The following is a 23,848-nucleotide window of genomic DNA, read 5'->3' as shown; positions in this document are numbered from 1 at the left end:
GGGCAGGTAGTGACAGCGATTGTGGAAGGCACACTCATGGTGGAGATCAAGACCCCCGAGCAGATCGCGAAGATGCGTGAGGCGGGGCTGGTCGTCGCCGCCGTGCACGCGGCCACGCGCGAGGCGGCGGTGCCCGGCGCCACCACGAGGGACCTCGACGAGGTGTCCCGCAAGGTGCTCGCGGAGCACGGTGCGAAGTCGAACTTTCTGGGGTACGGCGGCTTTCCCGCCACGATCTGCACGTCGGTGAACGAGGTCGTGGTGCACGGCATCCCCGACGAGAAGACGGTACTGAAGGACGGCGACATCATCTCGATCGACGCCGGCGCGATCATCGACGGCTGGCACGGCGACGCGGCGTACACCGCCTTCGTGGGTACGGGGCACGCTCCCGAACTGGTCGAGCTGTCCCGGGTGACCGAGGAGTCGATGTGGGCCGGGCTCGCCGCGATGAAGCTGGGCAACCGGCTCGTCGACATCTCGAAGGCGATCGAGTCGTACATCCGCCGCCAGCCGCGCCCGGCGACGGGCAAGTACGGGATCATCGAGGACTACGGCGGGCACGGCATCGGCTCCGAGATGCACATGGACCCGCACGTCCTGAACTACGTCTCGCGCAAGCGCGGCAAGGGGCCGAAGCTGGTTCCCGGGTTCTGCCTGGCGATCGAGCCGATGGTGAGCCTCGGCACGGCGCACACGGACGTCCTTGAGGACAACTGGACCGTCATCACGACCGACGCGACCTGGTCCTCGCACTGGGAGCACTCGATCGCGCTGACCGAGGAGGGCCCGCTGGTCCTCACCTCGCCGGACTGCGGCAAGGGGAAGCTGGCGGAGTACGGCGTCACGACGGCGCCGGACCCGCTGGGCTGAGAGCCGCCGGCTCTGCCGCTTAATGATCTTGACAGTTGGGCAAACTCCCCGGATTCGTCTTTTCCGGGGGCCTGACGTAGACTGACTCGTCGGCTCGCGTGTATCCGTATGTCTGCATGCGGATGCGAGAGTCGATCAAGGTAGCCGATTCGAAGGGCGAAGCGTGGCCAAGAAGCAAGGTGCCATCGAAATCGAGGGCACCGTGATCGAGTCCCTCCCGAACGCAATGTTCAAGGTGGAACTTCAGAACGGTCACAAGGTCCTAGCGCACATCAGCGGCAAGATGCGTATGCACTACATCCGCATCCTCCCGGATGACCGGGTCGTGGTGGAGCTTTCTCCGTACGACCTGACGCGTGGCCGGATCGTCTACCGTTATAAGTAGATCTTTACTTGCCGCTGCCCCTCGGGGTGGTGGCACTGACCCGGAGAACCTCACTTTCATGAAGGTCAAGCCGAGCGTCAAGAAGATCTGCGACAAGTGCAAGGTGATCCGCCGTCACGGCCGGGTCATGGTCATCTGCGACAACCTGCGCCACAAGCAGCGCCAGGGCTGACGCACGACCCCCTGCATCTCGCAGAACTTCGCGCGACGCACGTACATACGTAATTACGCAGAACCCAGCACCCTCGGGTGCTGACACCTCCGGCGGAGGCCGGGGACCTGGTCCGTACCTCTCTACTGGGAGAACGGCGGCCACGGAGCGGTTCTGCGGAAGACCTCCGAGCAAACAGGAGCCATGAATGGCACGCCTTGAAGGCGTTGACCTCCCGCGCGAAAAGCGTATCGAGGTCGCCCTTACCTACGTCTTCGGCATCGGTCGCACCCGTGCCCAGGAGACTCTCGCCGCTACCGGCGTGAGCCCCGACACGCGCGTTCGCGACCTTGCCGAGGAAGACCTCGTCAAGATCCGCGAGTACGTGGACGTCAACTTCAAGACTGAGGGTGACCTCCGTCGCGAGGTGCAGGCCGACATCCGCCGCAAGGTCGAGATCGGCTGCTACCAGGGCCTGCGTCACCGCCGCGGCCTGCCGGTTCACGGCCAGCGCACGAGCACCAACGCGCGTACCCGCAAGGGCCCGCGTCGCGCGATCGCCGGTAAGAAGAAGCCGGGCAAGAAGTAGTCCTCAGCAGGACGCTCACCAGCGGTCTTCGCTGTAGGACCGATCACCTCCCCCTCTCCATCTGGAGTTAAGACATGCCCCCCAAGGGACGTCAGGGCGCAGCCAAGAAGGTGCGTCGCAAGGAAAAGAAGAACGTCGCTCACGGCCACGCGCACATCAAGAGCACGTTCAACAACACCATCGTTTCGATCACGGACCCCTCGGGCAACGTGATCTCCTGGGCCTCCGCCGGCCACGTCGGCTTCAAGGGCTCGCGCAAGTCCACCCCCTTCGCCGCGCAGATGGCCGCCGAGTCGGCCGCCCGTCGCGCGCAGGAGCACGGCATGCGCAAGGTCGACGTCTTCGTCAAGGGTCCCGGCTCCGGCCGTGAGACCGCGATCCGCTCCCTCCAGGCCACCGGCCTTGAGGTCGGCTCGATCCAGGACGTCACGCCCACCCCGCACAATGGATGCCGGCCGCCCAAGCGTCGCCGCGTCTGACGCTCACGCGTCTGGTCGCGGACGGCCGAAGCGGCGCGGGTTTCCGGCTGGGGGTGTGGGGGTTATCCCCCACATGTCGCAGCATGGATGCCGGCCGCCCAAGCGTCGCCGCGTCTGATCTGGTTGTTGCAGTGCGCGGGGAGTGAAGACCGACCTTCGCTCCGCACGCGTTGTACTCGGGCGGTACGGTCCTTCGGGCCGTGCCGCCCGTACCCTTGTAGCAGTTGGCATCAAATAGTGGGTGCCAAGACTGAGAGGCATTACTCATGCTTATCGCTCAGCGTCCGTCGCTGACCGAAGAGGTCGTCGACGAGTACCGCTCGCGGTTCGTGATCGAGCCCCTTGAGCCGGGCTTCGGTTACACCCTCGGCAACTCCCTCCGCCGTACGCTCCTCTCCTCGATCCCCGGTGCCGCTGTCACCAGCATCCGGGTCGACGGAGTCCTGCACGAGTTCACCACCGTGCCGGGCGTCAAGGAGGACGTCACCGACCTCATCCTCAACATCAAGCAGCTGGTCGTCTCCTCGGAGCACGACGAGCCGGTCGTGATGTACCTGCGCAAGCAGGGCCCCGGCCTGGTGACCGCTGCCGACATCGCCCCGCCGGCCGGCGTCGAGGTGCACAACCCCGACCTGGTGCTCGCCACGCTCAACGGCAAGGGCAAGCTGGAGATGGAGCTGACCGTCGAGCGCGGTCGCGGCTACGTCTCCGCCGTGCAGAACAAGCAGGTGGGCCAGGAGATCGGCCGTATCCCGGTCGACTCCATCTACTCCCCGGTGCTCAAGGTCACGTACAAGGTCGAGGCGACCCGTGTCGAGCAGCGCACCGACTTCGACAAGCTGATCGTCGACGTCGAGACCAAGCAGGCCATGCGGCCGCGTGACGCCATGGCGTCCGCCGGTAAGACGCTGGTCGAGCTGTTCGGTCTGGCGCGCGAGCTCAACATCGACGCCGAGGGCATCGACATGGGCCCGTCGCCGACGGACGCGGCGCTCGCCGCCGATCTGGCGCTGCCGATCGAGGAGCTGGAGCTCACCGTTCGTTCGTACAACTGCCTCAAGCGTGAGGGCATCCACTCCGTGGGTGAGCTCGTGGCGCGCTCCGAGGCGGACCTGCTCGACATCCGCAACTTCGGCGCGAAGTCGATCGACGAGGTCAAGGCGAAGCTGGCCGGCATGGGCCTGGCCCTCAAGGACAGCCCGCCCGGATTCGACCCGACTGCCGCGGCCGACGCGTTCGGCGCGGACGACGACGCGGACGCCGGTTTCGTGGAGACCGAGCAGTACTGATCGAAGCAGTACTGATCGAAGCAGTACTGATCGGAACTTCTGTGGGGCGTCCGCCTCGCGGGAACTGACACCGGTACCTGATACGGCCGGTGCAGACACTAGGAGAATTACCATGCCGCGTCCCGCAAAGGGTGCCCGTCTGGGCGGCAGCGCCGCGCACGAGCGTCTGCTTCTCGCCAACCTGGCGAAGTCGCTGTTCGAGCACGGCCGCATCACGACGACCGAGGCCAAGGCCCGCCGCCTGCGTCCGGTCGCCGAGCGTCTGGTCACCAAGGCGAAGAGGGGCGACATCCACAACCGTCGCCTCGTGCTGCAGACGATCACGGACAAGAGCATCGTGCACACGCTGTTCACCGAGATCGCTCCGCGCTACGAGAACCGCCCCGGTGGTTACACCCGCATCACGAAGATCGGCAACCGTCGTGGCGACAACGCCCCGATGGCGGTCATCGAGCTCGTCGAGGCCCTGACCGTGGCGCAGGCGGCCACCGGTGAGGCCGAGGCCGCGACGAAGCGTGCGGTCAAGGAAGACGCAGCCAAGAAGGACGAGTCCGCCACGGACGAGTCCGCCAAGGACGAGGCTGCCAAGGACGACGCTCCGGCCGCCGAGGCCAAGAGCGAGTCCAAGGACGCCTGAGCGTTCTGACTCCGCGGGCCCGCATCACCCTTCGGGGCGGTGCGGGCCCGTTCTGTTTGCTTGAGAGGATGCGTGGGTGAGCGAGGACATCGAGGGTGCGGCGCCCGGGTTCGTACGGGTGCGGCTGGACCTTTCGTACGACGGCAGGGACTTCTCCGGGTGGGCGAAGCAGACCGAGCGGCGCACCGTCCAGGGTGAGCTGGAGTCGGCGCTGCGAACGGTGACGCGGGCGACGCGGACTTACGAGCTGACCGTCGCCGGGCGCACCGACTCGGGCGTGCACGCGCGTGGGCAGGTCGCGCACGTCGACCTGCCCGATGACGTGTGGGCCGAGCACCGGGACAAGCTGCTGCGCCGGCTCGCGGGGCGGCTGCCGCACGATGTGCGGGTCTGGAAGGTGGCCGAGGCGCCCGCGGGGTTCAACGCCAGGTTCGCGGCCGTGTGGCGGCGCTACGCGTACCGCGTGACGGACAGCCCCGGCGGCGTCGACCCGCTGCTGCGCGGTCATGTGCTGTGGCACGACTGGGAGTTGAACGTCGACGCCATGAACCGGGCGGCCGAGCGGCTGGTCGGCGAGCACGATTTCGCGGCGTACTGCAAGAAGCGCGAAGGCGCGACGACCATCCGTACCCTCCAGCAGCTGAGCTGGGAGCGCGGGGCCGACGGGATCATCACGGCGACCGTGCGCGCCGACGCGTTCTGCCACAACATGGTGCGCTCGCTGGTGGGCGCGATGCTGTTCGTGGGGGACGGGCACCGGGACGCGGACTGGCCCGGGAAGGTGCTGGCGGCGGGCGTACGGGACTCGTCGGTCCATGTCGTACGCCCGCACGGCCTCACCCTGGAGGAAGTCGGCTACCCCGCCGACGAGTTGCTCGCGGACCGGGCCCGGGTGGCCCGCAACATGCGGACGCTGCCCGGCTCAGGAGCCGGCGGCGGCGGTGGCTGCTGCTGACGCCTGGATCCTGCCGCGGTGGTGGATCTGACGGAACGTGAACTCGGCCAGGTCGTCGCCGATGGTGAAGACGCCCTTGTCGGCTGCGGTCACGTTCTTGCCGCTCGTGAAGCCGCTGACCGTGAAGTAGGCATACCGGCCATAGGCGTTGGTGGTCTTGCGGCACACCGATCCGCTGCGGCAGAACGTCGGGACGCCGCCGCCGGAGAGAGACGCGAGGCCGCCGGTCGCCTGCTGCTTGGCCTTCTGGGCTTGCGCGGCGGTGTCGAAGACCGCCACTCCGACGGTGACGGCGACGCCGCTCTTGGCGTACGTCGCGCGGATGACCTGGTCGCAGCCGTTGGCTGCGAGTACGGAGCCGAGGGCGCCCTGGGTGGCGGCGGAGCAGCTGGTGGTGCGGTCCGTGGCGCCCTTGGCGTAACCGCGGCCGCCCATCGTCAGTTTCTTGCCGGGGTAGAGGGTGTCGGCGCTCAGCGGCGCCGTGTCCTTCTTCGCGCTGGAGATGAAGTCCCGCGGGTTGGCGGGGGGCGGCGGCGCCTGCGAGGAGAACGAGGGGCCGGGCTGAGCGCTCTCGGTGGGCAGCGTCTCGGGGGTCGGGAGTTCGCTCGCCGATGAGGGCGTGTCCGTGCCGGTGTTGTTGCCGTTCGTCGTGACGACCGCCGTGGCGACGATCGCACCGACCACCGCGGTCGCGAGTATGCCGCCGCCGACGTACAGCCACCTCTTGCGGCGGTTGCGGGAGGCGGAGGCTTCGGCGAGCGCCGCCCAGTCCGGTGTGTCCGGTGCCGACTGGGAGCCGTAGCGGTCCGCGCCGCTGCCGTAGGGGTCGTTGCCGTACGGATCCTGAGGGTTCTGCTGTCGGTCGGGGCCGTCCCAGGAGGGCCCCCCTTGCCCAAAGCTCATGCCCGGCATCCTAATCCGGTTGGGCGATGGGGCGGACGGCGGTCAGAATCGGAACATGGGACATCTTGAGGCCGCGCACGTGGAGTACTACCTGCCGGACGGACGTGTGCTGCTCGGCGACGCCTCGTTCCGGGTGGGCGAGGGGGCTGTCGTCGCGCTGGTGGGCGCGAACGGGGCCGGAAAGACGACGCTGCTCCGGCTGATCGCCGGCGAGCTCCAGCCGCACGGCGGGACGGTGACGGTCAGCGGCGGGCTGGGCGTGATGCCGCAGTTCGTGGGCTCGGTAAGGGACGAGCGGACGGTGCGGGACCTGCTGGTTTCGGTCGCGCAGCCGCGTATCCGCGAGGCGGCCGCGGCGGTGGACGCCGCCGAGGAGGCCATTCTGACGCGGGACGACGAGGCCGCGCAGATGTCTTACGCGCAGGCGCTGAGCGACTGGGCGGAGGCGCGCGGGTACGAGGCGGAGACGCTGTGGGACATGTGCACCATGGCCGGGCTCGGGGTGCCGTACGAGAAGGCGCAGTGGCGTGAGGTCCGGACGCTCAGCGGGGGTGAGCAGAAGCGGCTGGTGCTGGAGGCGCTGCTGCGGGGGCCGGACGAGGTGCTGCTGCTGGACGAGCCGGACAACTATCTGGACGTGCCGGGGAAGCGGTGGCTGGAGGGGCGGCTCAAGGAGACCCGGAAGACGGTGCTCTTCGTCAGCCATGACCGGGAGCTGTTGTCGCGGGCCGCGGAGAAGATCGTGAGCGTCGAGCCCGGGATCGGTGGGTCGGACGTCTGGGTCCACGGCGGCGGGTTCGACACGTATCACGAGGCTCGCAAGGAACGGTTCGCGCGCTTCGAGGAGCTGAAGCGGCGCTGGGAGGAGAAGCACGCGCAGCTGAAGAAGCTGGTGCTGAACCTTCGCCAGGCGGCTTCCATCAGCCATGAGCTGGCGTCGCGGTACGCGGCCGCCCAGACCCGGCTGCGGAAGTTCGAGGACGCCGGACCGCCGCCGGAGCCGCCGCGGGAGCAGGACATCAGGATGCGGCTGCGGGGCGGGCGGACCGGGGTCCGGGCGGTGGTGTGCGAGGGGCTTGAGCTGGTCGGGTTGATGAAGCCCTTCGACCTGGAGATCTACTACGGGGAGCGGGTCGCGGTACTCGGGTCGAACGGGTCGGGGAAGTCGCACTTCCTGCGGCTGCTGGCGGGCGACGACGTGGCCCACAAGGGGGCGTGGAAGCTCGGCGCGCGGGTGGTGCCGGGGCACTTCGCGCAGACGCACGCGCATCCGGAGCTGCTCGGGCGGACGCTGGTCGACATCCTGTGGACGGAGCACGCGAAGGACCGGGGCGGGGCGATGTCCGTGCTGCGGCGCTACGAGCTGGAGCGGCAGGGGGACCAGCTGTTCGAGAAGCTGTCCGGGGGGCAGCAGGCGCGGTTCCAGATTCTGCTGCTGGAGCTGTCGGGGACGACGGCGCTGTTGCTCGACGAGCCCACGGACAACCTTGACCTGGAGTCTGCCGAGGCCTTGCAGGACGGGCTGGAGGTGTACGACGGGACGGTGCTGGCCGTGACGCACGACCGGTGGTTCGCGAAGTCCTTCGACCGGTATCTGGTGTTCGGGTCGGACGGGGTGGTGCGGGAGTCTGCGGAGCCGGTGTGGGACGAGCGCCGGGTGGAGCGGGTGCGGTAGGGGGTGGCGGGGGGTGGGTGCGGCTGCGGTGCGGGGTGCGGTGCGCCGGGTGCGGGTGGGGCGCCTGCGGCGGGCCTGTTCCCCTACCCGCCCCTTCCCGAAACCGGGGCTCCGCCCCGGACCCCGGTCCTCAAACGCCGGACGGGCTGGAGGAACCGGGGCTCCGCACCAGGCCCGGTCCTCAAACGCCGGACGGGCTGGAGAGGGGATGCGGGCGCGTTTTGACCCGTGTGGGGGAGGGCGGGTAAGCTCCCAGTTTGTTATGCGTATTGGCTTGGTCGTTCTCACGCGAGAGGCCCTTACGCCGGTCCACCCTGGCCGATGACCAGCGGCGAGCAGACGGGTTGCGTCCCCGAATGCTGCCAAGGCTGTCGTGATCGTCCGGGTGGTCCTGTCAGGACCTCCACTCACTGAAGAAGCGAAGGCTACGACCGTGCGTACGTACAGCCCCAAGCCCGGCGATGTCACGCGCCAGTGGCACATCATCGACGCGCAGGACATCGTCCTGGGCCGTCTGGCGACGACTGCCGCCACCCTCCTGCGGGGCAAGCACAAGGCGATTTACGCCCCGCACATGGACATGGGCGACTTCGTCATCATCGTCAACGCCGAGAAGGTCCACCTCTCCGGCAACAAGAAGACCCAGAAGATGGCGTACCGCCACTCCGGCTTCCCGGGCGGTCTCCGCTCCGTGCGTTACGACGAGCTGCTGGCGAAGAGCCCCGAGAAGGCCGTCGAGAAGGCCATCAAGGGCATGATCCCCAAGAACACCCTGGGCCGTCAGGTGCTCTCGAAGCTCAAGATCTACGCAGGCCCCGAGCACCCGCACGCTGCCCAGCAGCCGGTGCCGTTCGAGATCACCCAGGTCGCGCAGTAGTTCCGGCCACACCCCCTAAGAACGAAAGAAATCTGAGGAGAATCGTGGCCGAGACCACTGTTGAAACGACGTCCGCCGAGGGCACTGAGGGCACCGAGCCCGAAGAAACCTTCGCCGAGGTGACGACGTTCGAGTCCGAGGTGCCCGTCGAGGGCGAGTACACCTCCGAGTCGATGGCGGGCCGCTTCGGCGACCCGCAGCCCGCGGCCGGCCTGGGCCGTCGCAAGAACGCCATCGCCCGCGTCCGGATCGTTCCGGGCACCGGCAAGTGGAAGATCAACGGGCGTACGCTCGAGGACTACTTCCCGAACAAGGTTCACCAGCAGGAAGTCAACGAGCCCTTCAAGGTGCTCGAGCTCGACGGCCGCTACGACGTCATCGCCCGCATCGCGGGTGGCGGCGTCTCCGGTCAGGCCGGTGCGCTCCGTCTCGGTGTCGCCCGCGCGCTGAACGAGGCCGACGTGGACAACAACCGCGCCACGCTGAAGAAGGCCGGCTTCCTCTCGCGCGACGACCGTGCGGTCGAGCGCAAGAAGGCCGGTCTCAAGAAGGCCCGCAAGGCGCCGCAGTACAGCAAGCGCTAATCCGCCTGCTCGCCTGCTTCATTACGTTCGCCCCGGCGGCACACTCTGTGCCGCCGGGGCGTTCGTTTATCGTCAGGCCGGGCGTATAACGGCGTAAGGCGCACTAGACCTTGCATTTTCGAAGCATTTTCGGAGGACACCAGTGGGACGACTCTTCGGCACTGACGGTGTGCGCGGTGTCGCCAACGCGGACCTGACGGCTGAGCTGACGCTCGGTCTGTCGGTCGCGGCGGCGCATGTGCTCGCCGAAGCGGGGACCTTTGAAGGACATCGGCCGACCGCCGTGGTCGGGCGGGACCCGCGCGCGTCCGGGGAGTTTCTGGAGGCCGCCGTCGTGGCGGGCCTGGCGAGTGCCGGGGTGGATGTGCTGCGTGTGGGGGTGCTGCCCACGCCCGCCGTCGCGTATCTGACCAGTGCGCTCGGCGCCGATCTCGGCGTCATGCTGTCCGCCAGTCACAACGCGATGCCGGACAACGGCATCAAGTTCTTCGCGCGCGGCGGGCACAAGCTCGCCGACGAGCTGGAGATCCGCATCGAGGCCGTGTACGACCAGCACCGCAGCGGCGAGCCGTGGGCGCGCCCGACCGGCGCAGGTGTCGGCCGGGTGACCGACTACGACGCGGGCTTCGACCAGTACATCGCGCACCTGCTCGGTGTGCTGCCGAACCGGCTCGACGGTGTGAAGGTCGTGCTCGACGAGGCACACGGCGCCGCTTCCCGCGTGTCGCCGGAGGCGTTCACACGGGCCGGCGCGCAGATCGTCACCATCGGCGCGGACCCCGACGGGCTCAACATCAACGACGGGTGCGGCTCCACGCACCTGGAGCTGCTGAGGGCCGCCGTCGTCGAGCACGGCGCGGACCTCGGTATCGCGCACGACGGCGACGCCGACCGGTGCCTGGCCGTGGACGCGCGGGGCGAAGAGGTCGACGGGGACCAGATCCTCGCCGTACTCGCCCTCGCCATGCGCGAGAGCGGGCAGCTGCGCGGGAACACCGTCGTCGGCACCGTGATGTCGAACCTCGGCTTCAAGCTGGCCATGGAGCGCGAGGGCATCGAGCTGGTGCAGACCGCCGTCGGCGACCGGTACGTACTGGAGTCGATGAAGGCCGAGGGGTACGCGCTCGGCGGCGAGCAGTCGGGGCACGTGATCGTGCTGGACCACGCCACCACGGGCGACGGCACCCTCACCGGGCTGATGCTGGCCGCGCGGGTGGCCGCGACCGGGCGTACGCTCGCCGACCTCGCGGGGGTCATGAGCCGGCTGCCGCAGATCCTCATCAACGTGCCCGACGTCGACAAGTCACGCGTCACCACGTCCGCCGAGCTGGCCGCCGCCGTCGCCGACGCCGAGCGTGAACTGGGCGCCACCGGACGGGTGCTGCTGCGGTCCTCGGGCACCGAGCCGCTGGTGCGGGTCATGGTCGAGGCGGCCGACATCGACCAGGCCAAGTCGGTGGCCGGACGGCTCGCCGATGTGGTGAAGTCGGCTCTGGGTTAGGCCAGTTTGTTCGCTGTGCGTTCGCGCTGCTTGGTCCAGAGGTACTTCTGGGCGAGCAGCGTGAGCGTACCGGCGATGACGAGGCCCAGCAGGTTCAGCAGAAGCTGTTCGGTCGAGCGCCAGGTCTGGCCCGCGTCGCCGTAGCTCAGCGCCACAGCGGCGTTCGCCGCCGCCGGGACGGTCGTCACCGAGATGGCCACGCCGACCAGGGCGCCCGACTTGGCCGAGGTGAGTGAGAGCATGCCGGCTGCGCCCGCCAGTACGGCGACGACGAACGAGAACCAGTCCGGCGCGTAGATGAAGCCCGTGTTCGGGCGGTCCGCGTTCAGTTTCTCCTCGGTGAACAGGCCGGTCGCGTCCATGAAGAGGCTGAACGCCACCGTCACCACCATCGCCACCGCGAAGCCCACGATCAGCGCCATGAACGAACGCCAGGCCAGCCGCGGCGCCCGGCGCACCAGCGCCGTGCAGAAACCGGCCAGCGGGCCGAACTCCGGGCCCACCGCCATGGCGCCCACGATCAGGATCGCGTTGTCGAGGATCACACCGCAGGCCGCGATCATCGTCGCCAGCGACAGGAACGCGATGTAGGCGAACGACAGCGTCGACTCCTCGTGAGTCGCGTCCACCAGCTGCTCCCACAGCACCGCGTCCGCGCCCTCACCCGGGGCGTCCTCCTCGGCCTGGTCGGCGCGGGTGGAGAGCGACAGGTCGATGTTCTCGACGGCGATCGAGCCGCTCTCGTCGATGCCGAGGTCACGCAGGCTGCTGATCAGACCGTCGCCCGCCTCCCGCGCCACATCGCACATCACGACGTCGCCGGACGGGTTGCGGGCCGCCCCCTGGACGACGGCGAGGTGCGTCGTGCCGACCGTCTTCTCGATCGTGTGTACGACGTCGTCGGTGAGGTCCGCCGGAACGATCAGGTGCAGGTGAAGCACGGGACGTACCCCTCAGAGTTTGCGGAGCGACAGCCGCTGGACCTTGTGGTCCGGGCCCTTGCGCAGGACCAGCGTGGCGCGGCCGCGCGTCGGGGCGACGTTCTCCAGCAGGTTGGGCTTGTTGATGGTCCGCCACATCGTACGGGCGTACTCCATCGCCTCTTCCTCCGAGACCTGGGTGTACTTCGTGAAGTACGAGAACGGGTTCTGGAACGCCGTCTCGCGCAGTTTCCGGAACCGGCCCAGGTACCAGGTCTCGATGTCCTCGGCGCGTGCGTCGACGTACACACTGAAGTCGAAGTAGTCGGCGAGGCCCACCCGGGTGCGGCCGTCCTTGCCGGGCAGCGCCGGCTGGAGGACGTTCAGGCCCTCGACGATCAGGATGTCGGGGCGCCGGACCGTGAGGCGCTCGCCGGGCACGATGTCGTAGATCAGGTGGGAGTAGACGGGCGCGGTGACCTCGTCCTTGCCGGCCTTGATGTCGGCGACGAAGCGGGTGAGGGCCCGCCGGTCGTACGACTCGGGGAAGCCCTTCCTGGCCGTGAGACCGCGCGCCTGGAGCTCCTTCATGGGGAGCAGGAAGCCGTCGGTGGTCACCAGCTCGACGCGCGGGTGCTCCGGCCAGCGGGCGAGCAGCGCCTGTAGGAGCCGGGCCACGGTGGACTTCCCCACGGCGACGCTGCCGGCGACCCCTATGACGAAGGGGGTGCCGCGCTGCGAGCCGTGACCGCTGCCTCCGGCGTCGCCGAGGAAGGTGTTCAGCGCGCCGCGCAGCCCCGAGGTCGCCTGGACGTACAGATTGAGCAGCCGCGACAGCGGGAGGTAGACGTCCCGTACCTCGTCGAGGTCGATGACGTCACCCAGACCGCGTAGCTGCTCCAGTTCCTGCGCAGTGAGCGGCAGCGGGGTCTTCTCGCGCAGGGCACTCCACTCCGCCCGGGTGAGGTCCAGGTACGGCGAGGCGTCGGCCCGGCGGTAGGTGCTTCGTGGCGGCGAAGTGATCACAGGGCCATTGTCGGGGGTCCTGGGCTGTCGTGGGTGGTGTGCTCGGTCACGTGCGGTGCTGTCGGCCTCAGAGCCTGTCCGGCCCGTAGGCTGCCGACATGTGCGGAATCGTGGGGTACGTCGGCGGGCAGTCGGCGCAGGATGTCGTCATCGCAGGGCTGAAGCGGCTCGAATACCGGGGCTACGACTCGTCAGGCGTGGCCGTGCTGGCGGACGGTGGGCTGGCCGCGGCGAAGAAGGCGGGCAAGCTGGTCAATCTGGAGAAGGAACTGGTGGGGCGGCCACTGCCGGCCGGAACCACCGGGATCGGTCATACCCGGTGGGCCACGCACGGCGGGCCGACCGACGCCAACGCGCATCCGCATCTGGACAACGCCGGGCGGGTGGCCGTCGTACACAACGGGATCATCGAGAACTTCGCCGCGCTGCGCGCCGAACTCGTCGAGCGCGGCCACGAGCCGGCCTCCGAGACGGACACCGAGGTCGTGGCGCATCTGCTCGCCGAGTCCTTCTCCTCCTGCGGGGACCTGGCCGACGCGATGCGGCAGGTCTGCCGGCGGCTCGAAGGCGCGTTCACGCTGGTCGCCGTGCACGCGGACGAGCCGGACGTGGTGGTCGGCGCGCGCCGGAACTCGCCGCTGGTGGTGGGCGTGGGGGAAGGTGAGGCGTTTCTCGCGTCCGACGTGGCCGCGTTCATCGCGCACACCCGGGCGGCCATCGAGCTCGGGCAGGACCAGGTCGTCGAGCTGCGGCGGGACGGCGCGGGCGGGGGCGCCTGCGGCATCTCGGTCGCCGTCACCGACTTCGACGGGGCGCCGGGCGAGGCACGGTCGTACCACATCGACTGGGACGCCTCGGCGGCCGAGAAGGGCGGCTACGACTACTTCATGCTCAAGGAGATCGCCGAGCAGCCGAAGGCGGTCGCCGACACGCTGCTGGGGCGGATCAACGCGAGCGGGTCGCTGACCCTCGACGAGGTACGGATCGAACCGTCCGCTCTGCGGGAGGTCGACAAGGTCGTCATCGTCGCCTGCGGGACGGCCTATCACGCGGGGATGATCGCGAAGCTCGCCATCGAGCACTGGACGCGGATTCCCTGCGAGACGGAGCTGGCGAGCGAGTTCCGCTACCGCGACCCCATCCTGGACGGCCGGACCCTCGTCATAGCGATTTCGCAGTCCGGCGAGACCATGGACACGCTGATGGCGCTGCGGCACGCGCGGGAGCAGGGCGCGAAGGTCCTCGCCATCTGCAACACGAACGGCTCGACCATCCCCCGCGAGTCGGACGCCGTCCTCTACACCCATGCCGGACCCGAGGTCGCCGTCGCGTCCACCAAGGCGTTCCTGACCCAGCTGGTCGCCTGCTACCTGGTCGCCCTGTATCTCGCCCAGGTGCGCGGGACCAAATGGGGCGACGAGGTGCGCGACGTCGTGCGCGAGCTGTCCGCCATCTCCGGGGCGGTCGAACGGGTCCTGGAGACCATGGAGCCGGTGCGCGAGCTCGCCCGCTCCCTCGCGCTGGCGGGCAAGGACACGGTCCTCTTCCTCGGCCGTCACGTGGGCTACCCGGTGGCCCTGGAAGGCGCGCTCAAACTCAAGGAACTCGCCTACATGCACGCGGAGGGCTTCGCCGCGGGCGAGCTGAAGCACGGGCCCATCGCCCTCATCGAGGAAGACCTGCCCGTGGTCGTCGTCGTGCCGTCGCCGCGTGGCCGGTCCGTACTCCACGACAAGATCGTCTCCAACATCCAGGAGATCCGGGCGCGCGGGGCACGGACCATCGTGATCGCGGAGGAAGGCGACGAGGCGGTGGCCCCGTACGCCGACCACCTGGTGTGGATCCCGGCCACGCCGACGCTGCTGCAGCCGCTCGTCGCGACCGTGCCCCTGCAGGTCTTCGCCTGCGAGCTGGCCACGGCGCGCGGCAACGAGGTCGACCAGCCGCGCAACCTCGCCAAGTCGGTGACCGTCGAATGATCATCGGGGTCGGCATCGACGTCGCCGAGATCGACCGCTTCCGGGCCTCCCTGGAACGCACGCCCCAGCTGGCCGGACGGCTCTTCCTGAAGCAGGAGCTGAACCTGCCGAGCGGGGAGCGGCGCGGGGCCGCCTCCCTCGCCGCCCGGTTCGCCGCCAAGGAAGCCCTCGCCAAGGCGCTCGGCGCGCCGGCCGGGCTGCTCTGGACGGACGCCGAGGTGTACGTCGAGGAGAGCGGGCAGCCGAGGCTACGGGTGAGCGGGACGGTACTGGCCCGGGCGGAGGCGCTCGGTGTGCGGTCCTGGCACGTGTCGCTCAGCCACGACGCGGGGATCGCTTCCGCCGTCGTCATCGCCGAAGGATGAAGGGGTACTGATCACTGATGCGTGCGGCGTATGGGGTCGAGACCGTGCGGACCGCCGAGCGGGAGCTGATGGCCCGGCTCCCCGAGGGCGCGCTCATGCAGCGCGCCGCGGCCGGGCTCGCGTCGGTCTGCGCGGGGCTGCTCGGACGGGTGTACGGGTCACGGGTCGTGCTGCTCGTGGGCAGCGGCGCGAACGGCGGCGACGCGCTGTACGCGGGGGCGCGGCTTGCCCGGCGCGGGGCGGGCGTCACGGCGGTGCTGCTCGACGCGGAGCGGGCGCACGCGGGCGGGCTCGCGGCGGCGCGGGGGGCGGGGGCGTCCGTGGTGAGTGCCGGTGGCGGTGACGGTGACGGTGACCCGCACGGGGTCCTGGCCCGGGCGGATCTGGTGGTCGACGGGATCACCGGGATCGGCGGGCGCGGCGGACTGCGCGAGGCCGCCGTGCCGTGGGCGCGGGCTGCGCGGGACTCCGGGGCGGTGGTCGTCGCCGTGGATCTGCCGAGCGGGGTCGAGGCGGACGGGGGCGAGGTGCGGGGGCAGTGTGTGCGCGCCGATGTGACGGTCACCTTCGGCACGTACAAGCCGGGTCTGCTGATCGACCCCGGCCGGGAGTACGTGGGGGCGTTGCGGCTCATCGGGCTCGGGCTCGACCTGCCCGTCGACGCGGACGTCGAAGCGTTGCAGCACGCGGATGTGGCGGCGCTGCTGCCGGCGCCGGGGGCGGAGTCCGACAAGTACCGGCGCGGGGTCGTGGGCGTCGTTGCCGGGTCGCAGCGCTACCCCGGGGCGGCCGTCCTCACCGTCGCCGGGGCGATGCGGGGCGGGGCGGGCGCGGTGCGGTTCGTGGGACCCGGTGCGGACGCGGTGATCGCCCGCTTCCCCGAGACGCTGGTGCACGCGGGGCCGCCGTCGGACGCGGGGCGGGTGCAGGCGTGGGTGGTCGGGCCCGGGCTGGGTGACCGGGCGGACCAGGTGCTGGGCGACGTACTGGCGTCCGACGTTGCGGTGCTGGTCGACGCGGACGGGCTGCGTCCGCTCGATCCGGCGGCGGTACGGGGACGGGAGGCGCCGACGCTGCTGACGCCGCACGCGGGGGAGGCGGCCGCGCTGCTCGGGGTGGCGCGCGAGGAGGTGGAGGCGGGGCGGCTGGTGGCCGCGCGGGAGCTGGCGGCGCTGTACGGGGCTGCGGTGCTGCTCAAGGGCTCCACGACGCTGGTGGCGCCGGCGGGGGGTGCGGGGTTCGCGCGGCGGCCGGTGCGGGTGAATCCCACGGGGACGCCGTGGCTGGCCACCGCGGGGAGCGGGGATGTGCTGTCGGGGCTGGCGGGGGCGTTGCTCGCGGCGGGGCTGGGGGCGGTGGACGCGGGGTCGGTGGCGGCGTATGTGCACGGGCTGGCGGGTCGGCTGGCGGCGGGCGGGCCGGGTGCGGGCGCGCTGGGCGTTGCGGGTGCGGCGGGCGGCGTGGGGGGTGCGCCGGTGGGTGCGCTCGATGTGGCGGAGGCGGTGCGGGGGGCTTGGCGGGGGGTTACCGGGGTCGGGGGTTGACGCCGGGCCCGTTGTGGGGCGGGGTCGCGGGTTGACGCCGGGCGGCTGTGGGGCGGGGGCGGGGCGCTCCGGGGGCGGTATTCGGGACTGCATGATTTAGGCGCGTAGCGGGGTTGCGTCGCGTGGCCGGCGTTCAGCGCCACAAATCACGCTCTACGTCCCGAACACCACCCCCTGCGCGCCCCGCCCCCTCACGTTGGTTCGTGCGTGCGGGTTCGGATGCCGCGCTCTGGGCGCTCCGCCACTTCACGTCGGTTCGTGCGTGCGGGTTCGGACACCGCCCCCTGCGCCCCGCCCTCACGCCGGCTCGTGCGCGCGGGGCCGGACACCGCACGTATCCCGCGTCGGCGGGCGACCTCGCTCTGAGACACTGGGCGCGATGACCGCGATGACTCAGAACCCGATGCGCGCCCGCGCCGAGATCGACCTGGCCGCCCTGCGGGCCAACGTGCGGGCTCTGCGTGCCCGTGCGCCGCATGCCCGGCTGATGGCCGTCGTGAAGTCGGACGCGTACGGCCACGGCGCGGCGCGCTGCGCCCGGGCCGCCCTGGAGGCCGGGGCGACCTGGCTGGGGACCGCGACCCCCGAAGAGGCGCTGGCGTTGCGCGCCGAAGGGTTCGACGGCCCGATGATGTGCTGGCTGTGGACGCCCGGAGGGCCCTGGGGTGCGGCGGTCGAGGCCGGCGTCGACGTGTCGGTGAGCGGGATGTGGGCGCTGCGCGAGGTCGTCGAGGCGGCGCGCGCGGCCGGCCGGCCGGCCAGGGTGCAGCTCAAGGCCGACACCGGGCTCGGGCGCAACGGATGCCAGCCCGCGGACTGGCCGGAGCTGGTACGGGAGGCCCTGGACGCGAAGGGGCTGGTCACCGTGACCGGGCTCTGGTCGCACTTCGCGTGCGCGGACGAGCCCGGGCACCCCTCGATCGCACGTCAACTGGCTGTATTCCGGGACATGGTGGCGTACGCCGAGAAGGCCGGTGTCGAACCCGAGGTGCGGCACATCGCCAACTCCCCGGCGACGCTGACCCTGCCGGAGGCGCACTTCGATCTCGTACGGACGGGCATCGCGATGTACGGCGTTTCGCCCAGTCCGCAGCTGGGGACGCCCGCCGACTTCGGGCTGCGGCCCGTGATGACGCTCGCCGCGTCCGTGGCGCTGGTCAAACAGGTCCCGCCGGGCCACGGTGTCAGCTACGGGCACCATTACGTGACCGGTGAGGAGACGAGCCTGGGGCTCATCCCGCTGGGGTACGCGGACGGCGTCCCGCGCCACGCGTCCGGTACCGGCCCGGTGCTGGTCGGCGGGAAGTGGCGCCGGGTGGCGGGGCGGATCGCGATGGACCAGTTCGTGGTGGACCTGGGCGCTGACCCGGTGGAGCCCGGCGCCCGTGCCGTGCTGTTCGGCCCCGGCGACCGGGGCGAGCCGACCGCCGAGGACTGGGCGCAGGCGGCGGACACGATCGCGTACGAGATTGTGACCCGCATCGGTTCGCGGGTACCACGTGTCTATGTGCATGAGGACCCCGAGAGCTAGGAGATCGGCACCGTGAGCGAGATCAGCGCGGCCGAGGCCGCGGCCGCCGCGGCCGGCAACTGGCGCCGGGCGGGTGTGGCCGGAGCGGCAGTAGGCGTGGTGGCGGCCGGCGCGGCCGCGGGCGTGGCCATAGAGCGGCTGACCGTGGGGCGCGGCATGCGAAAGAAGGCGCGGCTCGCCCTGGACTCGGCCGGGCCGTACGGCGCGCTGCGCGGCATGCCTGGGCGGGCTCCCTCGGACGACGGTACGGAGATCTACTACGAGGTGGACGAGGTCGAGCCGGACGGCGCCGCCTCGGCTCCCCGGCGGCGCCGGCTGTTCGGTCGCAGGACCCCGGCCCCGGTCACCGTGGTGTTCAGCCACGGGTTCTGTCTGAGCCAGGACTCCTGGCACTTCCAGCGGGCGGCCCTGCGCGGTGTGGTGCGTACGGTCCACTGGGACCAGCGCAGCCACGGGCGTTCCGCGCGCGGGGCGGCGCAGGAGCGCGGGGTCGCGGTCGACATCGAGCAGCTGGGGCGGGACCTGAAGGCCGTCGTTGACGCTGCGGCGCCCGAGGGGCCGCTGGTGCTGGTGGGGCACTCGATGGGCGGCATGACGATGATGGCGCTGGCCGACCAGTTCCCCGAGCTGATCCGCGAGCGCGTGGTCGGCGCGGTGTTCGTCGGTACGTCGTCGGGCAAGCTCGGCGAGGTCAACTTCGGTCTGCCGGTCGCCGGGGTGAACGCCGTGCGCCGGGTGCTGCCGAGGGTGCTGCGGGCCCTGGGGTCGCAGGCGGAGATCGTCGAGCGGGGGCGGCGTGCCACGGCGGATCTCTTCGCCGGGCTCATCAAGCGCTACTCGTTCGGCTCGGTGGAGGTGGACCCGGCCGTTTCCCGGTTCGCCGAGCGGCTGATCGAGGCGACGCCGATCGACGTGGTCGCCGAGTTCTACCCGGCGTTCACCGATCACGACAAGGCGGAGGCGCTGGAGATCTTCGCGGAGGTGCCGGTGCTCGTCCTGGCGGGTGACCACGACCTGGTGACGCCGAGCGAGCACAGCGAGGGCATCGCGGGCATGCTGCCGGACGCCGAGCTGGTGATCGTCCCGGACGCCGGGCACCTGGTGATGCTGGAGCATCCCGAGCTGGTCAACGACCGGCTCGCCGACCTGCTGGCCCGCGTGGGCGCCGTACCGGCAGCCGCTAACCTCGGGAAGCATGGAAGCACCGCACAGCCCGGCGGCTGATGTCACCTCGGCCGTCCTTGTCGTTCACTCGCCCGACCTGATGCAGGCGCTGGGGCGGCGGATCGCCGCCGTGCTGCGCCCCGGCGATCTCGTGATGCTGACCGGGGAGCTCGGCGCCGGCAAGACGACGCTGACGCGCGGCCTCGGCGAGGGGCTCGGGGTGCGCGGCGCCGTGACGTCGCCGACGTTCGTCATCGCCCGCGTCCACCCGTCGCTGACCGGTGGTCCCGCGCTGGTGCATGTGGACGCGTACCGGCTGGGGGGCGGGCTCGACGAGATGGAGGACCTCGACCTCGACGTGTCGTTGCCGGACTCCGTGGTGGTGGTCGAGTGGGGCGACGGCAAGGTCGAGGAGCTGTCCGACGACCGGCTGCATGTGATCATCCACCGTGCCGTGGGCGAGACCGACGACGACGTGCGGGAGGTGACGCTACGGGGGACCGGGGCGCGCTGGGCCGGGGCGGACCTGGCCGCGCTGGGGGCCTGAGAGCCGTACTTTCCGACAAGACGTCGGCAAGATGTTGCGCCGGTGAGCTCGGGCGTGGTCACATGGTACCGAGGGCTGGTTAGGTTTACCTAACTATGCCTGCCCCCGGAGCCCAGGAGGCATCCATGCCGGCAACAGAGCGCGAAGCGACCCAGCCCGTGACCATGCGCGATCTGCTGGCCTCGTGTGCGGCGGCGTCGGCGGTCTCCACACCACCGGGCCGGGCGCAGGAGCGGGCCGAGGCGGCCGTCGAGGATCGCGCGCACCAGCGCGAGGGTCTCTAGTGCCGCGACCGGCAAGCTTTGCCCCGTCGCACCGTCCAGCACGCACGCTCGCCGCGTTGGCCAAAAGCCCTGGTAGCTCCTTCCCCAAGCGCTCAACTTCGTTCGATCAGGGGAGACCCCATCCAAGGACTTCCGGCCGCCTTGCGATCGCACGCACTGGACGACGCTCCTTATGGGGCAAACAATGCCGGTCGCGGCACTAGCGGACGACGACTACCTGCGCGCGGACCGTCGCGAAGCGCCACATCGCGTTGCCGTCGGCGCGCGCCATGCGGACGCCGCCGGTCTTCGCCTTCGGGTCCGGTTGCGGCATCGAGCCGTCGACCGCCGCGCTGAATCCGATCGACACGTCGTCGACGTTCGCGAACCGCACGACGTGCTCGATCCGCACACCGTCCGATCCGGTGATGCTTCCCGAGCGCGACGTCACCGCGTAGGTGCCCGGCTGCGGGCTGACCGTGCTCGGCATGACCGCGAACGTGCGGGTGGGCCTGCCCTGCTCGTCCACCAGCCACACCCGCCGGCCGCCCAGAGCGTAGACGACCCGCGTGCCCTTGCCGGACTTGGCGGGCAGTGCGAGCGGGTCCCGCTGCTTGTCCGCCGCCTCGGGCCGGGCCGCCGCCTGGGTGGAGGGGTACGTACCTGGCCGGGCGAGCTGCGCGGGGGAGGGGGCGTTCGACGCCGCCTGGTGGGCGAGGAGGCCGATCGCCGCCAGCGCCCCGGCGGTGAGCCCGGCCACGATTGTCGAGCTTCTCCTTGCCACCCTGCTCCACCCCTTTGCGTGCGCGGATTGTGCGGTTCTGTCGCATTCGTGGCGACGGTAGCAGCGGGGGCGGGGCGCCATGCTCGTCCCGCGCGGGCCGTAGGCTGTTTGCGTGCTCCTGCTCGCCGTTGATACCGCCACCCCCGCCGTCACCGTCGCCCTCCACGACGGTCAGCGCGTCGTCGCCGAGGCCGGTGAGGTCGACGCGCGCCGGCACGGGGAGCTGCTGCTGCCCGCCGTCGACCGGCTCCTGACCGGGGCCGGCCTGAAACTCGACGCCGTGACCGGTGTCGTCGTGGGCGTCGGCCCGGGCCCGTACACCGGACTGCGCGTCGGTCTCGCGACGGCGGAGACCTTCGGTCTCGTCCTGGGGGTGCCGGTACACGGGCTGTGCACGCTGGACGGTCTCGCGTACGCCTCCGGGCTGACCGGCCCGTTCGCCGTGGCCACCGACGCGCGCCGCAAGGAGGTCTACTGGGCGCGGTACGACGACGCCCGCACCCGGGTCTCGGAGCCCGCGGTCGACCGGCCCGACGAGGTGGCCGGGCAGCTGGCCGGGCTTCCCGTGGTCGGCGCAGGCGCGCTGCTCTACCCCGGCGCCTTCCCGGACGCCCGCGCCCCCGAGCACCAGTCGGCGGGCGCGCTGGCGGCGCTGGCCGCCGAGAAGCTCGCGGCGGGGGAGTCCTTCCTGGCCCCGCTGCCGCTGTATCTGCGCAGGCCCGACGCGCAGGTGCCGAAGAACTACAAGGTGGTCACCCCGAAGTGACCGCCGTGCTGCGCGAGATGCGCTGGTGGGACATCGACGCGGTGCTGACGCTGGAGCGGCAGCTGTTCCCCGACGACGCCTGGTCGCCCGGCATGTTCTGGTCGGAGCTCGCCCACGCGCGCGGACCGGGGGCGACCCGCCGCTATGTGGTGGCCGAGGAGGACGGCAGGCTCGTCGGGTACGCCGGACTGGCCGCGGTGGCCGGGCTCGGCGACGTACAGACCATCGCTGTCGAGCAGCCGCAGTGGGGCACCGGGCTCGGGGCGCGGCTGCTCACCGACCTGCTGGCGCACGCGACGGCGTTCGAGTGCGCCGAGGTGCTGCTCGAAGTGCGGGTCGACAACACGCGCGCGCAGAAGCTGTACGAACGCTTCGGCTTCGAGCCGATCGGCTTCCGGCGCGGCTACTACCAGCCCGGCAACATCGACGCGCTCGTGATGCGACTGACGACCGACCCGGAAAACCCCGGCACACCCGTACCAGAAACCGAGATTCACCATGGCTGACGAACCGCTCGTCCTCGGCATCGAGACCTCCTGCGACGAGACGGGCGTCGGCATCGTGCGCGGTACGACGCTGCTCGCCGACTCGATCGCCTCCAGCGTCGACGAGCACGCCCGCTTCGGCGGCGTCGTCCCTGAGGTCGCCTCACGGGCGCACCTGGAGGCGATGGTTCCGACGATCGAGCGCGCGCTGAAGGAGGCCGGGGTCGCCGCCTCGGACCTGGACGGCATCGCCGTGACGGCCGGCCCTGGGCTCGCCGGGGCGCTGCTGGTGGGTGTGTCGGCGGCGAAGGCGTATGCGTACGCGCTCGGCAAGCCGCTGTACGGCGTGAACCACCTGGCCTCGCACATCTGCGTCGACCAGCTGGAGCACGGGCCGCTGCCCGAACCCACCATGGCCCTGCTGGTCAGCGGCGGGCACTCGTCGCTGCTGCTCGCCCCCGACATCACCAGCGACGTACGGCCGATGGGCGCGACCATCGACGACGCCGCGGGCGAGGCCTTCGACAAGATCGCCCGGGTGTTGAACCTGGGTTTCCCCGGCGGTCCCGTCATCGACCGGCTCGCGAAGGAGGGCGACCCGAAGGCGATCGCGTTCCCGCGCGGCCTGACCGGGCCGCGCGACGCGGCGTACGACTTCTCCTTCTCCGGGCTCAAGACGTCGGTGGCGCGCTGGATCGAGGCCAGGCGCAGCGCGGGCGAGGAGGTGCCGGTGCGCGATGTCGCGGCTTCGTTCCAGGAGGCCGTCGTGGACGTGCTGACGCGCAAGGCCGTGCGGGCGTGCAAGGACGAGGGCGTCGACCACCTGATGATCGGCGGCGGCGTCGCCGCCAACTCGCGGCTGCGGGCGCTCGCGCAGGAGCGGTGCGAGCGGGCCGGCATCCAGCTGCGCGTGCCGCGCCCGGGGCTGTGCACGGACAACGGGGCGATGGTGGCGGCGCTCGGCGCGGAGATGGTGGCGCGCGGGCGGGCGGCGTCGGACTGGGACCTGTCGGCGGACTCCTCGCTGCCGGTGACGGAACCTCATGTGCCGGGGCACTCGCACGATCACGATCACGATCACGATCATGTGCACGAGACCAGTAAGGACAACCTCTACTCATGACCGTCGCACTGATGTGGGAGGCCCGCGCCGCCGACGGGTGGGGCGCCGAGCTGCTGGAGTGGGCGCGGGCGCAGGCCGGGGTGCTGGCGGCCGAACCGGTGCGGCGGGAGATCTTCCGGGCGCCGCAGGACCGGGTGCTCGTACTGACGTGGTGGGAGGCGGCGTACGACGCGGACCTGCCGGAGCTGCCGGAACCCGAGGAGCACCTGATCGCGCGGGCGGTCCACCGCTGGCGCTTCGAGTCGGTCGAGGTCGGCCCCGGCGGTTCCTAGGGAACCCTGCGGGCGCATGGCTTTCGGCCGATGGGCAACACGGGCCTCGTGGAGACGACAGGGCATCACGTCACCCTCGCCGGGGGCAAGTTCGTGGCCTTCACCGGTGTGCTCTGGCAGGACATCGTGCTCGGGCGCCACGCCCCGCCACACCCGTACCGAATCGGCCAATTGACGGCAT

Annotated in this window: 27 protein-coding genes; 23 read left to right on the top strand and 4 right to left on the bottom strand. The window is 70.8% G+C overall.

Annotated features, from left to right (window positions below; translation table 11 throughout):
* Positions 1–36 precede the first annotated feature (36 nt).
* The 8 genes from map to truA all read left to right on the top strand — a co-directional run bounded on the left by map (position 37) and on the right by truA (position 5,358).
* The gene (map, locus tag ACU6WZ_RS10730; protein ID WP_447033989.1) at positions 37–873 is read left to right on the top strand and encodes a type I methionyl aminopeptidase; all 837 of its coding nucleotides are present in this window, start codon (positions 37–39) and stop codon (positions 871–873) included.
* Between the two features lie 163 nt (positions 874–1,036).
* Positions 1,037–1,258: a translation initiation factor IF-1 gene (infA, locus tag ACU6WZ_RS10725; protein ID WP_003956442.1), complete on the top strand. Its 222-nt coding sequence runs from the start codon at positions 1,037–1,039 to the stop codon at positions 1,256–1,258.
* A gap of 58 nt (positions 1,259–1,316) precedes the next feature.
* Entirely contained in the window at positions 1,317–1,430 is a 114-nt protein-coding gene (gene rpmJ / locus ACU6WZ_RS10720) for a 50S ribosomal protein L36 (protein ID WP_003956441.1), read from the top strand.
* A gap of 187 nt (positions 1,431–1,617) precedes the next feature.
* A complete protein-coding gene (gene rpsM / locus ACU6WZ_RS10715; protein WP_447032928.1) occupies positions 1,618–1,998 on the top strand; it encodes a 30S ribosomal protein S13 in 381 nt (126 codons plus the stop codon).
* Between the two features lie 74 nt (positions 1,999–2,072).
* Positions 2,073–2,477 (top strand): 30S ribosomal protein S11, encoded by a 405-nt coding sequence (gene rpsK / locus ACU6WZ_RS10710; protein WP_003956432.1) that lies wholly within the window; start codon positions 2,073–2,075, stop codon positions 2,475–2,477.
* 266 nt (positions 2,478–2,743) lie between these two features.
* Positions 2,744–3,766, top strand: coding sequence for a DNA-directed RNA polymerase subunit alpha (locus ACU6WZ_RS10705; protein WP_146481858.1), 1,023 nt, complete (start codon positions 2,744–2,746; stop codon positions 3,764–3,766).
* A 112-nt stretch (positions 3,767–3,878) separates the two neighbouring features.
* Positions 3,879–4,403, top strand: coding sequence for a 50S ribosomal protein L17 (gene rplQ / locus ACU6WZ_RS10700; protein WP_447032927.1), 525 nt, complete (start codon positions 3,879–3,881; stop codon positions 4,401–4,403).
* A gap of 76 nt (positions 4,404–4,479) precedes the next feature.
* On the top strand, positions 4,480–5,358 hold the full coding sequence (truA, locus tag ACU6WZ_RS10695) for a tRNA pseudouridine(38-40) synthase TruA (protein ID WP_447032926.1): 879 nt from the start codon (positions 4,480–4,482) through the stop codon (positions 5,356–5,358).
* On the opposite strand, the gene ACU6WZ_RS10690 is transcribed toward truA, so the two are convergent.
* A complete protein-coding gene (locus ACU6WZ_RS10690; RefSeq protein ID WP_447032925.1) occupies positions 5,326–6,261 on the bottom strand; it encodes a hypothetical protein in 936 nt (311 codons plus the stop codon). The two genes, truA and ACU6WZ_RS10690, sit on opposite strands and share 33 nt — an antisense overlap.
* A gap of 55 nt (positions 6,262–6,316) precedes the next feature.
* Here ACU6WZ_RS10690 and ACU6WZ_RS10685 point away from each other — a divergent pair, with 55 nt between their 5' ends.
* The 4 genes from ACU6WZ_RS10685 (at position 6,317) to glmM (ending at position 10,898) form a co-directional block, all read left to right on the top strand.
* On the top strand, positions 6,317–7,936 hold the full coding sequence (locus tag ACU6WZ_RS10685) for an ABC-F family ATP-binding cassette domain-containing protein (RefSeq protein ID WP_447032924.1): 1,620 nt from the start codon (positions 6,317–6,319) through the stop codon (positions 7,934–7,936).
* Positions 7,937–8,369: 433 nt separating this feature from the next.
* A complete protein-coding gene (gene rplM, locus ACU6WZ_RS10680; protein ID WP_447032923.1) occupies positions 8,370–8,813 on the top strand; it encodes a 50S ribosomal protein L13 in 444 nt (147 codons plus the stop codon).
* Between the two features lie 44 nt (positions 8,814–8,857).
* The gene (rpsI, locus tag ACU6WZ_RS10675; protein WP_447032921.1) at positions 8,858–9,397 is read left to right on the top strand and encodes a 30S ribosomal protein S9; all 540 of its coding nucleotides are present in this window, start codon (positions 8,858–8,860) and stop codon (positions 9,395–9,397) included.
* A gap of 142 nt (positions 9,398–9,539) precedes the next feature.
* Positions 9,540–10,898 (top strand): phosphoglucosamine mutase, encoded by a 1,359-nt coding sequence (gene glmM, locus ACU6WZ_RS10670; RefSeq protein ID WP_447032920.1) that lies wholly within the window; start codon positions 9,540–9,542, stop codon positions 10,896–10,898.
* Here glmM and ACU6WZ_RS10665 read toward each other — a convergent pair.
* Positions 10,895–11,839: a DUF389 domain-containing protein gene (locus ACU6WZ_RS10665; RefSeq protein WP_447032919.1), complete on the bottom strand. Its 945-nt coding sequence runs from the start codon at positions 11,837–11,839 to the stop codon at positions 10,895–10,897. The two genes, glmM and ACU6WZ_RS10665, sit on opposite strands and share 4 nt — an antisense overlap.
* Positions 11,840–11,851: 12 nt before the next feature.
* A complete protein-coding gene (coaA, locus tag ACU6WZ_RS10660) occupies positions 11,852–12,844 on the bottom strand; it encodes a type I pantothenate kinase (RefSeq protein ID WP_447032917.1) in 993 nt (330 codons plus the stop codon).
* A 98-nt stretch (positions 12,845–12,942) separates the two neighbouring features.
* Between coaA and glmS the strand changes: the two genes are divergently transcribed.
* The 7 genes from glmS to ACU6WZ_RS10625 all read left to right on the top strand — a co-directional run bounded on the left by glmS (position 12,943) and on the right by ACU6WZ_RS10625 (position 20,258).
* Positions 12,943–14,823, top strand: a complete 1,881-nt coding sequence (glmS, locus tag ACU6WZ_RS10655) for a glutamine--fructose-6-phosphate transaminase (isomerizing) (RefSeq protein ID WP_447032916.1) — start codon at positions 12,943–12,945, stop codon at positions 14,821–14,823.
* The gene (locus ACU6WZ_RS10650) at positions 14,820–15,188 is read left to right on the top strand and encodes a holo-ACP synthase (RefSeq protein WP_447032914.1); all 369 of its coding nucleotides are present in this window, start codon (positions 14,820–14,822) and stop codon (positions 15,186–15,188) included. The genes glmS and ACU6WZ_RS10650 overlap by 4 nt, the downstream gene beginning before the upstream one ends.
* A gap of 17 nt (positions 15,189–15,205) precedes the next feature.
* A complete protein-coding gene (locus ACU6WZ_RS10645; RefSeq protein ID WP_447032913.1) occupies positions 15,206–16,732 on the top strand; it encodes an NAD(P)H-hydrate dehydratase in 1,527 nt (508 codons plus the stop codon).
* Positions 16,733–17,120: 388 nt separating this feature from the next.
* Positions 17,121–18,263 (top strand): alanine racemase, encoded by a 1,143-nt coding sequence (gene alr / locus ACU6WZ_RS10640; protein ID WP_447033987.1) that lies wholly within the window; start codon positions 17,121–17,123, stop codon positions 18,261–18,263.
* Positions 18,264–18,275: 12 nt separating this feature from the next.
* Positions 18,276–19,487: an alpha/beta fold hydrolase gene (locus ACU6WZ_RS10635; RefSeq protein ID WP_447032911.1), complete on the top strand. Its 1,212-nt coding sequence runs from the start codon at positions 18,276–18,278 to the stop codon at positions 19,485–19,487.
* A complete protein-coding gene (gene tsaE / locus ACU6WZ_RS10630) occupies positions 19,459–19,974 on the top strand; it encodes a tRNA (adenosine(37)-N6)-threonylcarbamoyltransferase complex ATPase subunit type 1 TsaE (RefSeq protein ID WP_447032910.1) in 516 nt (171 codons plus the stop codon). The genes ACU6WZ_RS10635 and tsaE overlap by 29 nt, the downstream gene beginning before the upstream one ends.
* A 125-nt stretch (positions 19,975–20,099) precedes the next feature.
* Positions 20,100–20,258, top strand: a complete 159-nt coding sequence (locus ACU6WZ_RS10625) for a hypothetical protein (protein WP_447032908.1) — start codon at positions 20,100–20,102, stop codon at positions 20,256–20,258.
* A 199-nt stretch (positions 20,259–20,457) separates the two neighbouring features.
* Here the strand turns inward: ACU6WZ_RS10625 and ACU6WZ_RS10620 are convergent, their stop codons facing one another.
* Positions 20,458–20,997 carry a hypothetical protein gene (locus ACU6WZ_RS10620; RefSeq protein WP_447032906.1) on the bottom strand — a complete coding sequence of 180 codons (540 nt, stop codon included), beginning with the start codon at positions 20,995–20,997 and terminating at the stop codon, positions 20,458–20,460.
* Between the two features lie 136 nt (positions 20,998–21,133).
* On the opposite strand from ACU6WZ_RS10620, the gene tsaB reads away from it, so the two are divergent.
* From tsaB to ACU6WZ_RS10600, 4 genes are read left to right on the top strand one after another with little or no spacing between them, the layout of a single operon-like run.
* On the top strand, positions 21,134–21,787 hold the full coding sequence (tsaB, locus tag ACU6WZ_RS10615) for a tRNA (adenosine(37)-N6)-threonylcarbamoyltransferase complex dimerization subunit type 1 TsaB (RefSeq protein ID WP_447032905.1): 654 nt from the start codon (positions 21,134–21,136) through the stop codon (positions 21,785–21,787).
* Between the two features lie 17 nt (positions 21,788–21,804).
* The gene (gene rimI / locus ACU6WZ_RS10610; RefSeq protein WP_447033985.1) at positions 21,805–22,293 is read left to right on the top strand and encodes a ribosomal protein S18-alanine N-acetyltransferase; all 489 of its coding nucleotides are present in this window, start codon (positions 21,805–21,807) and stop codon (positions 22,291–22,293) included.
* Entirely contained in the window at positions 22,286–23,395 is a 1,110-nt protein-coding gene (gene tsaD, locus ACU6WZ_RS10605; protein ID WP_447032904.1) for a tRNA (adenosine(37)-N6)-threonylcarbamoyltransferase complex transferase subunit TsaD, read from the top strand. The genes rimI and tsaD overlap by 8 nt, the downstream gene beginning before the upstream one ends.
* Complete coding sequence (locus tag ACU6WZ_RS10600) at positions 23,392–23,667, top strand: hypothetical protein (protein WP_447032902.1); 276 nt, start codon at positions 23,392–23,394, stop codon at positions 23,665–23,667. Before tsaD ends, ACU6WZ_RS10600 begins: the two co-directional genes overlap by 4 nt.
* The last annotated feature ends 181 nt before the right edge of the window (positions 23,668–23,848 follow it).

Source organism: Streptomyces hypolithicus (assembly GCF_052934925.1).
This window is presented reverse-complemented; position numbering and strand designations above follow the sequence as displayed.